Origin of the sequence: Rhizosphaericola mali (assembly GCF_004337365.2) — a bacterium.
GTDB lineage: Bacteria > Bacteroidota > Bacteroidia > Chitinophagales > Chitinophagaceae > Rhizosphaericola > Rhizosphaericola mali.
In genome coordinates this window covers 3,003,086-3,016,448 of the sequence record NZ_CP044016.1, presented here as the reverse complement: position 1 = coordinate 3,016,448, position 13,363 = coordinate 3,003,086, and the positions used below count along the sequence as shown (strand labels likewise).

The 13,363-nt window shown below is 34.1% G+C and carries 12 protein-coding genes; 11 read left to right on the top strand and 1 reads right to left on the bottom strand.

The window, feature by feature from the left end:
- The first annotated feature begins 4 nt into the window (after positions 1-4).
- The 10 genes from E0W69_RS12980 to E0W69_RS12935 all read left to right on the top strand — a co-directional run bounded on the left by E0W69_RS12980 (position 5) and on the right by E0W69_RS12935 (position 12,108).
- Positions 5-1,624 (top strand): beta-N-acetylhexosaminidase, encoded by a 1,620-nt coding sequence (locus E0W69_RS12980; RefSeq protein WP_131330480.1) that lies wholly within the window; start codon positions 5-7, stop codon positions 1,622-1,624.
- 197 nt (positions 1,625-1,821) lie between these two features.
- Positions 1,822-2,175, top strand: a complete 354-nt coding sequence (locus E0W69_RS12975) for an RNA recognition motif domain-containing protein (protein ID WP_131330479.1) — start codon at positions 1,822-1,824, stop codon at positions 2,173-2,175.
- 124 nt (positions 2,176-2,299) lie between these two features.
- Complete coding sequence (locus tag E0W69_RS12970; RefSeq protein ID WP_131330478.1) at positions 2,300-3,919, top strand: M28 family metallopeptidase; 1,620 nt, start codon at positions 2,300-2,302, stop codon at positions 3,917-3,919.
- 38 nt (positions 3,920-3,957) lie between these two features.
- The gene (locus tag E0W69_RS12965) at positions 3,958-5,544 is read left to right on the top strand and encodes a flavin monoamine oxidase family protein (RefSeq protein ID WP_131330477.1); all 1,587 of its coding nucleotides are present in this window, start codon (positions 3,958-3,960) and stop codon (positions 5,542-5,544) included.
- A gap of 38 nt (positions 5,545-5,582) precedes the next feature.
- Positions 5,583-6,761, top strand: a complete 1,179-nt coding sequence (locus tag E0W69_RS12960; protein WP_131330476.1) for a pyridoxal phosphate-dependent aminotransferase — start codon at positions 5,583-5,585, stop codon at positions 6,759-6,761.
- 28 nt (positions 6,762-6,789) lie between these two features.
- The gene (locus tag E0W69_RS12955; protein WP_131330475.1) at positions 6,790-7,776 is read left to right on the top strand and encodes a Hint domain-containing protein; all 987 of its coding nucleotides are present in this window, start codon (positions 6,790-6,792) and stop codon (positions 7,774-7,776) included.
- A gap of 191 nt (positions 7,777-7,967) precedes the next feature.
- Positions 7,968-8,315 (top strand): aspartate 1-decarboxylase, encoded by a 348-nt coding sequence (gene panD / locus E0W69_RS12950; protein WP_131330474.1) that lies wholly within the window; start codon positions 7,968-7,970, stop codon positions 8,313-8,315.
- 167 nt (positions 8,316-8,482) lie between these two features.
- Positions 8,483-8,974: a D-glycero-beta-D-manno-heptose 1-phosphate adenylyltransferase gene (gene rfaE2 / locus E0W69_RS12945; protein WP_131330473.1), complete on the top strand. Its 492-nt coding sequence runs from the start codon at positions 8,483-8,485 to the stop codon at positions 8,972-8,974.
- A gap of 154 nt (positions 8,975-9,128) precedes the next feature.
- Positions 9,129-11,195, top strand: a complete 2,067-nt coding sequence (gene ppk1, locus E0W69_RS12940; protein ID WP_131330472.1) for a polyphosphate kinase 1 — start codon at positions 9,129-9,131, stop codon at positions 11,193-11,195.
- A gap of 13 nt (positions 11,196-11,208) precedes the next feature.
- Positions 11,209-12,108, top strand: a complete 900-nt coding sequence (locus E0W69_RS12935) for a Ppx/GppA phosphatase family protein (RefSeq protein WP_131330471.1) — start codon at positions 11,209-11,211, stop codon at positions 12,106-12,108.
- A gap of 5 nt (positions 12,109-12,113) precedes the next feature.
- Here E0W69_RS12935 and E0W69_RS12930 read toward each other — a convergent pair whose 3' ends face one another.
- Positions 12,114-12,545, bottom strand: a complete 432-nt coding sequence (locus E0W69_RS12930; protein WP_191967839.1) for a septal ring lytic transglycosylase RlpA family protein — start codon at positions 12,543-12,545, stop codon at positions 12,114-12,116.
- A 105-nt stretch (positions 12,546-12,650) separates the two neighbouring features.
- Between E0W69_RS12930 and E0W69_RS12925 the strand changes: the two genes are divergently transcribed.
- A complete protein-coding gene (locus E0W69_RS12925) occupies positions 12,651-13,334 on the top strand; it encodes a M15 family metallopeptidase (RefSeq protein ID WP_131330469.1) in 684 nt (227 codons plus the stop codon).
- Positions 13,335-13,363 lie beyond the last annotated feature (29 nt).

Genomic DNA, 13,363 nt, shown 5'->3' with positions numbered 1-13,363 from the left:
ATACATGAAAAAATTGTTACTGGCTCTGTCTTTCTTACTTGCAGTAGAAGGAATGCAGGCGCAAACTCAAGTAAACATTATTCCCAAACCAAATCAATTAACGGTTAATGCAGGTAATTTTACATTTTCCAAAGAATTAAAAATTTATGTAGGAAAAGGTGGAGAAAAAACTGCAGATTATTTGAAAAAATATTTAGCAGATTATTTGGATGTCACTACTATTACTACAAATAAAAAAGATGCGCAAGTCTTACTGGAAGTGGGCTCTGGTAAAGGCGTAAAAGGTGCATATTCTTTAAATGTAACACCTAAAAATGTTGTAATAAAAGCGGATAATGAAGAAGGTGTATTTTATGGGATGCAATCATTATTACAGCTTTTACCTACAACAAAAGAAACTTCTATCTCTATTCCCGATGTAGCCATTATAGATGCACCAAGATTTCAGTATCGTGGCTTGATGTTAGACTGTGGTAGACATTTTATGCCAGCTGATTTTGTAAAACAATATATTGATTTTATTGCTTTACATAAGATGAATACGTTTCATTGGCATTTGACAGAAGATCAGGGATGGCGTATCGAAATAAAAAAATATCCAAAATTAACAGAGGTTGGAGCATGGAGAAACGGAACAATTATAGGACATCATCCTGGGACGGGCAATGATGAAACTAAAGAAGGTGGTTTTTATACGCAAGAACAAGTGAAAGATATCGTGAAATATGCGGCAGATCGTTATATTACCGTTATTCCAGAGATTGAAATGCCTGGGCACTCCTCTGCAGCAATTGCAGCATACCCTGAATTAAGCTGTTTCCCAGAACAACCTACCGAAGTTTTACCTGGAGTGACTTGGTTCGGACCACGAGATAAGAAAGAAGTGCAACAATCTTGGGGTGTTTATCCTGATATATATGTACCTTCTGAGAATACATTTACTTTTTTGGAAAATGTGTTGAGTGAGGTTCTGCCATTGTTTCCATCAAGATATGTACATATTGGTGGAGATGAAGCACCAAAAGATTACTGGAAAAAATCTGCATTTTGTCAACAATTAATTAAGGAAAAAGGATTGAAAGACGAGGAAGGTTTGCAAAGCTATTTTGTTGAACGAATTGTGAAGTTTTTAAATAGTAAAGGCAAAAGCGTTATTGGTTGGGATGAAATTCTTGAAGGTGGTATTGCTCCGAATGCGACGATTATGAGTTGGAGGGGGGAAAAAGGCGGTATCGCAGCCGCTAAATTACATCATAATGTAATTATGACTCCTGGGGAGTATGTATACCTAGATCACGCACAATTAAAACACGAAGATTCTTTGACTATAGGTGGTTATTTGCCTTACCAAAATGTCTACAAATATGATCCGATTCCTAAAGAATTAGCCAAAGATGAGTATAAATATGTGCTCGGGGCGCAAGGTAACGTATGGACGGAATACATGGCTGGGCCTACTAAGGTGGAGTATATGGTATTCCCGAGATTAGCTGCATTGTCAGAGACTTTATGGACAGAGAAAAAGAATAAAGATTTGCCTGACTTTAATGGTCGTCTTAAAAGTGAATTAGAGAGGTACACATTATGGAACATTAATTACTGTAAAAATTTCAATGAAAATTGACTTTAAATAAGAATTTTAATTTTTTTTTAATTTTTTTGAAAGTATACGCAAAAAGTTGTTAAGTAAATAAATAATTATATCTTCGTTAGGTAAACGCAGTCAATTTCAATATCTCAATTAATCCGGTCGCGTTAGCTGAAGATGGTTTTGGGTTTTGGTTTACTGTTATAAAATATAAAAATTAATAAAAAAAAACCATGAACATTTACGTAGGAAACCTAAGCTGGGCGATTACTAGTGATGATTTATTCAATCTTTTTTCTCCATATGGAGAAGTAGCTTCTGCTAAAGTTGTTACCGATAAATTTAACAACAACAGAAGTAAGGGATTTGGATTTGTTGAAATGTCTGATGACGAAGCAGCAAGAAATGCAATCAGTAACTTAAATGAAACTGAGATTAGTGGTAGAAAAATTATTGTAAACGAATCAACACCAAAACCAGAAGGTGAATTTAGAAAAAAATCTTATGGTAATGGCGGTGGTGGCTATAAAGGTGGTAACTCCAATGGTGGTGGATATCGCGGTGGTCGTCAAGGAGGTGGTTACTAGAATGTAACCATTACTTATCAGAAATTAACTTAGAAGAGATTGCTAATTAGCAATCTCTTTTTTGTTTGAAATTATTGGACTATCTTTAACCTAATAGCTACTTAATATATTTAATGAGAAATTGATGAAAAAAATCCTCTTCACTATATTTACAATTATAGTACATACTCTCGCGTTGGCACAGCATCAAGATGATTATCAATTTTCGAGTAAGGAAGAAATCTGTTATCGAAAAGATATAAGTATGTTAGCTTCTGATTCTTTTAAAGGTAGAAAGCCTTTTACAGAGGGGGAGCTATTGACTACCAGTTATCTAGCCTCAAGATTTAAATCTATTGGGTTAATTCCATGCAATAAAAAAAGCTATTTTCAAAAAGTTCCAATGGTTGAACTGTCTGGTTCATTTCAATCCAATGGTATGATTGTTAAAGGAAAAGAGCAGAGTTTATTTTTACAAAATCTTACAGATATCGTAGGTGGTACACGACGAGTTGAAAAAGAAGTTAAAATAAATAATGCATCAATTGTATTTGCTGGCTTTGGTATAGACGCTCCCGAGTATGGTTGGAATGATTATAAAGGAATAGATGTAAAAGGGAAAATTGTAATTGTGATGATTAATGATCCTGGATACTATGATAATTCCCTTTTTCGAGGAAAAGATATGACCTATTATGGACGATGGACTTATAAATTTGAAGAGGCTGCAAGAAAAGGCGCATTGGGTGTACTAATTGTGCATGAAACAAAACCAGCAGCCTATGATTGGAGCGTAGTAAGATCTAGTTGGTCTAAATCTAAATTATATCTTAATAGTTCTGAAAATAATAAAAGATGCGCAATTGAAGGTTGGATTTCAGAATCGACAGCAAAGAAGCTTTTTGCTATGTCTGGAATAAATTGGGGTACTTTCGAACAAGCTCATACTAAAAGTAGCACGGCTATTTCTTTTCCATTGGTGTTAAATGGTACGCTGAATAATAAAATTAAAAAATCGATATCCACAAACGTTATTGGTGTTTTGCCTGGAACGATCAAAAAGGATGAATATATTATTTATACGGGGCATTGGGATCATTTTGGCGTAGGGGAAGCTATTGACGGAGATAGTATTTATAATGGAGCTGCAGACAATGCATCTGGTACTGCTGGTTTGCTAACACTAGCAGAAAAATTTAAGTCTGCAGGTATGAATGAAAGAACCGTTATATTTCTTTCCGTTACGGGTGAGGAAGCCGGACTATTGGGCTCAGAATATTATTGTACACATCCAATATTTCCGTTGAAAAAAACAGTTGTTGATATTAATATGGATGTTTTACAACCTTTTGGTAAAATGAAAGACATTTTTGTAATAGGAAAAGGAATGTCTGACGTGGATAAATATGCAGATAGTGCAGCAATATATTTTCATAGGGATGTAAAAGCTGTTCCTGATCCAAGTAATGGGTGGTACTATCGTTCCGATCATTTTAGTTTTGCCAAAGTGGGAGTACCTACGTTATACACAGAAGGAGGCATTAATTCCCTTCAATATGGAGAAGTATGGGGAATGAAGAAGAACGAAGACTATGTAAAATACAATTATCATAAACCTTCAGATAATTATAGTGCAGATTGGGATATAAGTGGTACGATGGATGATTTGTCGTTTATATATTATGTAGGTAAAAAACTAGCAAACACGAATGTATTTCCTCGATGGAATGAGGGGATAATGTTTAAAAGAGTAAGAGAAAAATAACTGGTTTGTTTTTTCGGCAAACTATCAAAAATGTATGTATGACTACGAGAAGAGATTTTTTGACGAAATTAGGTATTTTAACCGGTGGTGCTTTACCAGGTATGTTATCCTTGGGCTTACTCAAAGCAGAAGCTAAATTACACGAATTGCCTCCTTTGGATACTAAGATTCCCAATGGTAGTAAGACCGTGATTATCCTCGGCGCGGGTCTTTCAGGTATTGTTTCTGCGTATGAGTTAGGTAAATTGGGTTACAAATGTATTTTGTTAGAGGCAAGAGGACGTGTGGGTGGTCGTGTTTTTTCCGTAAGAAATGGTGCCAGTTCAGAGGAAATTACAAATGGTGTTCAAACTGCTCATTTTGACTCAGGTATGTATTTTAATGCAGGACCTTCTAGAGTGCCGCATTTTCACCAAGTGACGTTACACTATTGCAAGGAATTTAAAATTCCAATGGAAGTGTATAATAATGTTGACGAAGCTACCTATTATTATAGTGAAGGAAATGGTCCGCTTTCCAATAAAAAAATTAAGAAAGCAGCTTTGCACAATGATATGCGCGGATACACGGCAGAATTGTTGGCTAAAGCAATAGATGCTAAAGCGCTAGATCTTCCAATGACAAAGGAGGATGGAGAGAAATATTTGGAATATTTACGTGCCGAAGGTGCACTAAATATGGATGATTTATACAAAGGCTCTTCGCGACGTGGTTATACGAGTTATCCTGCCGATGGCGATCATCCTGGGACTGTGGGTGAACCTTTTAAATTAGATCAAATTATTTCCTCAGGATTATTGGGGAGTGATTTTTATGGTGTAGCCGAATATGTATATGAATTGCAACAAACAATGCTGCAAATGGTTGGGGGAAATGACGCTTTAGTAAAAGCTATGGCGAAAAAAGTCGAGCAAAATATTCATTTGAATAGTGAAGTGACTAATATCGAAAATGGCGATGAAAAAGTGACTATAACATACAAAGATAAAGTGGGTACTCACAAGATCTCAGGTGACTTTTGTATCAGTACGATTCCATTGAAAGTGTTGAGTGATATTTCTCATAATTTTGCATCAAGTTATAGTCGAGCGATTGATAAAACTGAATACATCATGGCGGGAAAAATTGGTATGCAATTTAAACGCCGATTTTGGGAAGAGGATGAAGAAATTTTTGGAGGAATTACACATACAAATAATGACTTGTATCAGATTTTTTATCCTTCAAATGATTATTTGAGTCAAAAAGGAATGTTGATTGGCTACTATAATTTTAATGAGAGAGCGCAAAAAGTGGGAGAGTTGTCCTATGCAGATAGAGAAAAATTAGCATTTGAAAAAGGTAGTTTAATTCATCCTCAATATGCGACAGAATACGAGAAAAAAAGTTTCTCTGTGAGTTGGCATAAAACGAAATATACTTTAGGTGGTTGGGGTATTTATTCTGAAAAAGAAAGACAAACTATCTATCAAACCTTACTTAAGCCTGATCGTTGTACCTATTTCGCTGGAGATAATCTCACTTATCTAAATGGCTGGATGGCAGGTGCGTTAGAGTCTGGTAGGAGTGTGGTGAATGCGATCCATAGTAAAGTAACTCAGAAAAATTTTGAATTAAGTAAATAATTATTGGAACACTTTTTACACATAATAAACTATACACTATGACTACAGAAACTCAATTAGATAGAAGGCGTTGGATTAAAAATAGCGCACTATTGACGGGTGGTTTGGCTTTTGGTACTAGCTTTTTTACTTCTTTGAAAAAAGCGTCAGCTGCAGAGATTAAGGAAACTTTGAGCCAAAGTTTTTTGACTGACAACCTTATCGCCATGGAGACTACTCCTCCAGAAATTAAGGCAAGGCTTAGTGCCAATGAAAATCCTTTCGGGCCTTCTGCTAGTGCAAAAGAAGCAATTCAAAAATCCATTGATAAAAGTTATCAATATGCTTTTTATGAGGGAAGAGAAATGTCGAAAAAAATTGCAGATTTTGAGGGTCTGAGTTCCGATAATTTGTTGTTGAGTGCAGGTTCTTCTCCGATATTACAAGCCGGAGCCATTCTATATGGAAAAGGAACGATTGTATCTTCTAAACCTACTTATGAAGATTTGTTGAGTACTGCCGAAAGTATGGGAACTAAAGTCTTAAGATTGCCTTTGACTTCTGATTATAAGTTTGATTTGGATGCAATTGAGAAAGCTGTTGATAGCAATACCTCTTTAGTTTATATATGTAACCCTAATAATCCCACAGCAACGATAGTTGACTCCAATAAATTACGCGAATTTTGTAAACGAGTTTCTAAAAAAACAATGATTTTCGTAGATGAAGCATATATAGATTTAGTGGAAAATCCTGCAGAGACTACCATGATTCCCTTAATTAAGGAAGGTTATAATATCATTATTACGCGTACTTTTTCCAAATTGTATGGAATGGCTGGCATGCGTTTCGGCTATATGATCGGTCAGCCTGCAACTATAAAGAAATTTGAACAGATTACGCCAGGCTCTATGAGCGTAGCTAATGCCACTTGGGCTGCCGCTCTTGTGTCTTATCAGGATAAACCATTTATGAAAATGTCCTATGATGGTATACAAACTTCAAAAAAATATTTATACGACGCTTTGAAAAAAGAAGGTTATGAGTATGTTCCATCTGATACCAATTTTCTAGTTTTTCCCGTAAAAGAAGATAGTAAAAAATTTGTAATGAATATGATGAAATATGGTGTCAGTGTGCGTAGCTGGGAATTTAATGATAAACAATGGTGTCGTGTTTCAATTGGGACTTTGGAGGAAATGAAAACATTCGCATTGGCACTTGCAAAGGTTTCTTAATCAATTTTTGAATGTAAAATGTAAAGAGATGAAAAAGATTTTTGTATTACTATTTAGTTTATTGAATTTGACAGTTCTTTTAGCGCAGAAAAATAAAGGACTGACTATGGAAGAGTTTCAACAAGCGAAGACATTTGATATTAAGGATTTGGATAAAGATGATTATGCCAAATTTGGAGATAATAAATATATCGTTGAAAGATACGAAGACCGTAAACCCTATTTTATAACGGGTGATGATGGTAAGAAAAAGAGAATCGATTTGTATTCTTTGTCGATTAAAGGTGAAGACGCTCCTTTGGGAACGATGATTTATTACACAACAGAAACAGGTAAGCGTTACATTTCTTGTATTCCCAATAACTTTTCGGATGGTAAAGTTTGGGAAAAATATTTTGAAGATATTCATGGTATTGATAAAATAGAACCGTTTTTCGTTTTGAAATTATCTTATGTTTTATCCAAAGAATTTAGTTATTTGAGATATAAGGCAACATTGAAGGGCGAAGATGCAAATCGCGCAGAAGCGGGAACTTACGGTAATGATATTTGTTTTCCTGGCGAAGATTTGGTGGCGATGGCAGATGGCTCCAAAAAAATGATTAAAGATGTGAAATTAGGAGATCAGATTTTTGTTGCAAATGAAGCGGAACATACAACTAAAGTGACGACGGTAAGCCAAGTAATGGCACATGAGGAAAAAAATTACGCATTAACTAAATTGACTGTCGTGAAAAGTATTATTTCAAATGATGGTCATGATATAGCCTTGACGATTCAACAATTGTCTGCAACGCCTAATCATCCAATGCAAACAACTACTGGATTGAAGAACATTGGATCCATTCAAATAGGGGAAAATATTGAAAGTGTGAATCCTAAAAATGGCAAAATTGAAGAATTTAAAGTTTGGGATTCAGAGGAAAAAGCAGGTGGTATACAGAAAGTATATAATTTAGAAACAAAAGAAGGAAATACTATTATTATGAATGGTGTAATTGTTCGTCAGAAATAGTAGAAATGTTAATTTTTGCAAAAGACTATGGGATGTTTTCAGTTTTGATATATATCAAAAATTGAAATTCTATAGTCTTTTTTATTTAATATTTTGAGTCTCAATGTATTTTTATTAAAATTAAATTATGTGATTTGGTGAAATATTAGTTTTGTTCATAACCAAAAAATGAATATAAATTTGCAAACGCTATGCAAATACAAGTATTAAAATCAAAGGTTCACAGAGCAGTAATCACGGAAGCAGATTTGAATTACGTTGGTAGTTTAACATTGGATGAAGATTTAATGGATGCTGCAAATATGATAGAAGGTGAGAAAATCCAGATTGTTAATGTCAATAATGGAGAACGCATTGAAACTTATCTAATAAAGGGTAAGAGAGGTAGTGGAACAGTTTGTCTTAATGGACCGGCCGCTAGAAAGGGCGCTGTTGGAGATGTGATAATTATTATTTCTTATGGAATATTGCCATTTGAAGAAGCAAAATCTTTTCAACCGACAATTGTTTTTCCTAAAGAAGGAACAAACAAATTATAAATTCGTATAAATACGACAATTGTTAAAAAATAAATAAAATCAATTTTATTTATTTTGTTTTTAATAAAGATTAAATCAACTTACGGTTTTAATGAACCTTGTCGGGCCACGGAATGAATAACATCTAAACTCGGCATCGTTACGTTTAGATTTATAAAAATGTTATTATGAAAAATGTAACTTTTCCTGAACACAAAATTCTTTCTGCGAGAGATATTGAATTGTTGCGAGAAGCATGGAGATTGAAAGGATTAACCGTTGCATTTACCAATGGTTGCTTTGATATTTTACACAAAGGCCATATAGCCTCATTATCTCAAGCTGCTGAAAGCGCAGATATTTTAGTTGTAGGGATTAATTCTGATGATAGTGTTAAACGTTTAAAAGGTCCGGAACGTCCTATTAATAATCAATCAGACAGAGCTGAAATGTTATCTTCTTTAATTATCGTTGATGCTGTGGTTATCTTTGATGAAAATACACCTTTAGAATTAATTCAACGGCTAAAACCAGATGTTTTGGTTAAAGGGGGGGATTATACAATAGATCAGATTGTGGGAGCAAAAGAGGTGCAGAATGCAGGAGGTAAGGTTATTATCAACCCGATCATTAGTGGTTATTCTACGACATCTGTTATCGACAAATTAATCCATAGGTAACCTGTTCTTTTATTTTTATATTAAGACTTACTGTTTTTCCAGATTAACCGATACATTCTTCTAAATTGCGGACCAAGTGAAAGTGTTTATAATTTTAATGGAGAAATTGTAAACTTAGTACCAAGGTTGTATATTTATATTAATACAGATTTAGATGAAGCAAAAAGAATACATACCAAGAGATATTAGCTGGTTAAGTTTCAATGCAAGAGTGTTACAGGAAGCCAATGATCCAACTGTCCCTTTGATTCAGAGGATACATTTCTTAGGTATTTTTTCTAATAATACAGATGAGTTTTTTAGAGTAAGAGTTGCAGCCTTGAAGAGAATGGTTGATCTTAAAGGTAAAAAAGTTAATTTTCATTTCGAAGAAGATCCTCAGAAAATTTTAGATGAAATTCAATCTATTGTTTTGCGACAGCAAAATGAGTTTAATCGAATTTGGGAAAATGTCGAAAAAGAAATGGCTAGTCAACATGTGTATATTGTCAATGATCATCAACTTAACGAAGAACAAAAACAATATGTAAGAAGATATTTTGATGAAGAGGTGGAATCTAATATTATACCATTACTAATAGAAAATATCACAAATTTCCCTTATTTAAGAGAAAAAAGTTTGTACCTCGGCGTTGTTTTAAGCATGAAAGACTCTGCATATTCGCAGAAATATTCCATTATAGAAGTGCCTTCTCGTATCGTTGGCAGATTCAAAGAATTGCCGCCGTCTGCACCAGGAAGACATGAAATCATCTTGTTGGAAGATGTCATCAAGTTTAATTTACCTGTTATATTCTCGTATTTCGAATTCAATCAATTTGATGCGCATGTATTTAAAATATCGAAAGATGCAGAGTTTGATATAGATAACGATCTTTCTACGTCACTTGTACAAAAAATTGAAAAAGGGTTAAAAAGTCGTCGTCAAGGCAAAACAGTCCGTTTTGTATATGATAAGGAAATGGATGCGGGGTTGTTAGAATATTTGTTGTCAAGAATGAATATAAATCGTAAAGGTAATATCATACCTGGAGGTCATATTCATAATTTTAGACATTTTATGGATTTCCCTAATGTTTTCCCTAAATCAGAAAACTCGATTGTTCAGAAACCAATTATACATCCAGATTTTAAAAATTCTAATAGGGTAACTGATGTAGTGTTAAAGAAAGATGTTATGCTTTCTTTTCCCTATCATTCTTTTGGGTCTGTAATTGATTTAATTCGTGAGGCGGCAATGGATCCAGATGTAACGAGTATTAAAATTACCGCTTATCGATTAGCATCTAATTCTAAAATAGTCAACGCTTTAATCAATGCAATTCGCAATGGAAAGCAAGTAACTGTGATGTTGGAATTGAGAGCTCGTTTTGATGAAGAAGCTAATTTGGAGTGGAAAGAACGCTTAGAAGAAGAAGGAGTGGTTGTTCTTGTTGGTGTTCCTAATATGAAAGTGCATGGCAAGCTATGCATCATAAAAAAACGTGTAAAAAATAGTACAATTCAATATGGTTTTGTTAGCACAGGTAATCTAAATGAGAAGACGGCTCGGTTTTATTGTGATCAACTCATAATGACCAAAAACCGTAATGTAATGGCAGATATTAATCGCTTATTTAAATATTTAGAAAATCCAAAAGTTGCTTCACGGATTTATCTAAATCAATGTAAAACTCTGATGGTCTGTCCAACGGGTATGCGATCTCAACTGACAGAACTGATAGATCGAGAGATCAAATTGGCAAAAGCAAAAAAGCCTGCAGCAATCACTATCAAGGTTAATTCATTGAGTGATCATGATTTAATTGATAAGCTATATGAGGCCGCCTTAGTTGGAGTGGAAATAAAATTGATTATCCGTGGTATTTTCTGTGCAAAAGTAGAAAATCCGAAGTTTAAAAAGAAAATACAAGCAATAAGCATTGTTGATGAATATTTGGAACATGCACGTATTTTAATTTTTAACAACGGAGGTAAAGAAAAAATCTATATTTCTTCTGCTGATTGGATGGTACGCAATTTAGATCACCGTATTGAGGTTGCAATTCCTGTATTGAAAGACAGTATCAAAAAAGAAATAAAAGAAATCATTGCTTTACAGTTAAAAGACAATGTTAAAGCACGTATTTTGGATAATAAATTGTCCAATAAATATGTTTCTCATAAAGGTCAAGAAATTCACCGTTCGCAAGTGGAAATCTATAATTATTTAACTAAATAAAATTATTCAAAATTTGAAGTTTGCCGCTATAGATATAGGAAGTAATGCTGCTCGATTGCTTATTGTCGATGTAATCGAACAAAAAAATAAAAAGCCTGAATTCAATAAGATTAATCTTGTTCGTGTGCCATTGAGATTGGGTTTGGATGTATTTAAATCCAAACAAATCAGTCCCGAGAGAGAAGATATGATATTGGAATCCATGCAAGCATTTCGCCATTTACTTTCCGCTTACCAAGTTCCCTATTTGCGTGCTTGTGCTACAAGTGCGATGCGCGATGCCAAAAATAGTAGTGAGATTATTGAGAAAGTGAAGAAAGCAGCAGACATCAATATTGAAATTATTTCAGGCGATGAGGAAGCTTCATTAGTTTTTGAAAATCATTTTGCGGAAAGTTTGGATAGCAAAAATGGTTATTTATATATAGATGTGGGTGGTGGTAGTACGGAATTGAGTTTTTTCAAAGATGGAAAACATATTTACCGTAAATCATTCAATATTGGTACGATCAGAATTTTGCAAGGTTTGGTAACGAAAGAAAATTGGGAGGAATTACAATTAGCTATCAAAACCTATATCAAAAATGCGTCCGTTCCTTTGACGGCAATTGGTTCTGGTGGTAATATTAATAAGGTCTTCTCAATGAGTAAACGCAAGGATGGTACACCTCTGCATTTACCACTTTTGAAAGAGTATTTAACTGAATTAGAACCTTTAACTGTAATAGAAAGAATTGAAAAATTCAATTTAAGAGAGGATCGTGCAGATGTAATTGTGCCTGCACTTCAGATCTATGTCAATGTAATGAAATGGGCAGGGATTAAAGAGATTTTGGTGCCAAAAATCGGATTAGCTGACGGTCTTATTCATAAAATGTATGCCGATTTTTTAATTCGCACTATAAAAAAATAATCCATTTATTCTTTTGTATTTGGAGGGACTTCCTCGAGTTTTACTCGTGTAAGTCCTCTATATAGATAACCTAATTGAATGGCCCCTCCTCGAGTTACATCAATCACTCTTCCTCTATCTGCCATTCTTTGGTGCATTCGATCATTTATCCTTACTACAATAGATTTGTTATTACTTAGATTGGTAACGCGAACCCAAGCATTTAATTTAAAAAAATTACTTGCTCCCGTCATTTTATCTTGATCTAAAGTTTCTCCCGTAGATGTTTCACTTCCTTGTAGGCTTTTGCTGTAGAAACTAGCAACTCCAAGTACAATTTTCCCATGATCCGCATTTGCAGGTTGTATTTTGGCTTGTCCATAAGATTTTGTGCAAATGAAAACTACTCCTACAAATAGGAGGAGTTGCCAGATTACAAATGAGCCACGTTTCGCCACTAAAATGGATTAAAATTTAGAGAGGATGATTTCAATACTTTCAAATTATCTTTGTTTGGGTTCGTTTCTATATTTATTATTCAATGTTTCGCAATATAACAAAAAATGAAAAATAAGTGTTTAAATCCATTCATTTCTATTTCTATAATATTGACTTTGAGCATAATTTATGGAAAAAGTGGCGCGCAACTCACTTCTATAAAAAGCGTATCTCAATATGAAAAAAGCGTGCCGAAAAATAAACGCTTGGTTCTATTGTCTCAATACATACCCAATTTAAAAGAAAATATATCTTACAGTACTACACATAATTTTACTAAACAAGTATTATATCATGATTTTCAACCATTTGCAACTATTGAAATGGCAGAAGCATTACAAAAAGCAAATCAAGCGTTGAATGAATCAGGCTTTGGTATTTTACTTTTTGACGCGTATCGACCTTATCATATCACGCAATTGATGTGGAAAATTGTTCCCGATGATCGTTATGCCGCCAATCCTGCACATGGTAGCGATCACAATAGAGGGACTGCCGTAGATATTAGTTTGTATGATTTAAAAACAGGAAAGGAATTGGCGATGCCTACGGAATTTGACAATTTTACTGAAAAAGCGCATCGCAGTTATATGCAATTATCCGCTACGCAAATAAAAAATCGTAAAATATTGGAAGATGCAATGATTGCCGTGGGATTGAAACCATTATCAACAGAATGGTGGCATTTTTCTTTGTCAAATAGTAAAATTTATCCATTGCTAGATTTGGATTATACTGAATTGAAATAGGGTTTATTCTATTCAAATTTTGACGAAGG

Excerpts from the sequence above, each read along its gene's own strand:
- E0W69_RS12955 (WP_131330475.1), top strand. The coding sequence starts at position 6,790 with ATGAAAAAGATTTTTGTATTACTATTTAGTTTATTGAATTTGACAGTT.
- E0W69_RS12965 (WP_131330477.1), top strand. The coding sequence starts at position 3,958 with ATGACTACGAGAAGAGATTTTTTGACGAAATTAGGTATTTTAACCGGT.
- E0W69_RS12960 (WP_131330476.1), top strand. The coding sequence starts at position 5,583 with ATGACTACAGAAACTCAATTAGATAGAAGGCGTTGGATTAAAAATAGC.
- E0W69_RS12970 (WP_131330478.1), top strand. The coding sequence starts at position 2,300 with ATGAAAAAAATCCTCTTCACTATATTTACAATTATAGTACATACTCTC.
- E0W69_RS12925 (WP_131330469.1), top strand. The coding sequence starts at position 12,651 with ATGAAAAATAAGTGTTTAAATCCATTCATTTCTATTTCTATAATATTG.
- E0W69_RS12980 (WP_131330480.1), top strand. The coding sequence starts at position 5 with ATGAAAAAATTGTTACTGGCTCTGTCTTTCTTACTTGCAGTAGAAGGA.
- rfaE2 (WP_131330473.1), top strand. The coding sequence starts at position 8,483 with ATGAAAAATGTAACTTTTCCTGAACACAAAATTCTTTCTGCGAGAGAT.
- panD (WP_131330474.1), top strand. The coding sequence starts at position 7,968 with ATGCAAATACAAGTATTAAAATCAAAGGTTCACAGAGCAGTAATCACG.
- E0W69_RS12975 (WP_131330479.1), top strand. The coding sequence starts at position 1,822 with ATGAACATTTACGTAGGAAACCTAAGCTGGGCGATTACTAGTGATGAT.
- ppk1 (WP_131330472.1), top strand. The coding sequence starts at position 9,129 with ATGAAGCAAAAAGAATACATACCAAGAGATATTAGCTGGTTAAGTTTC.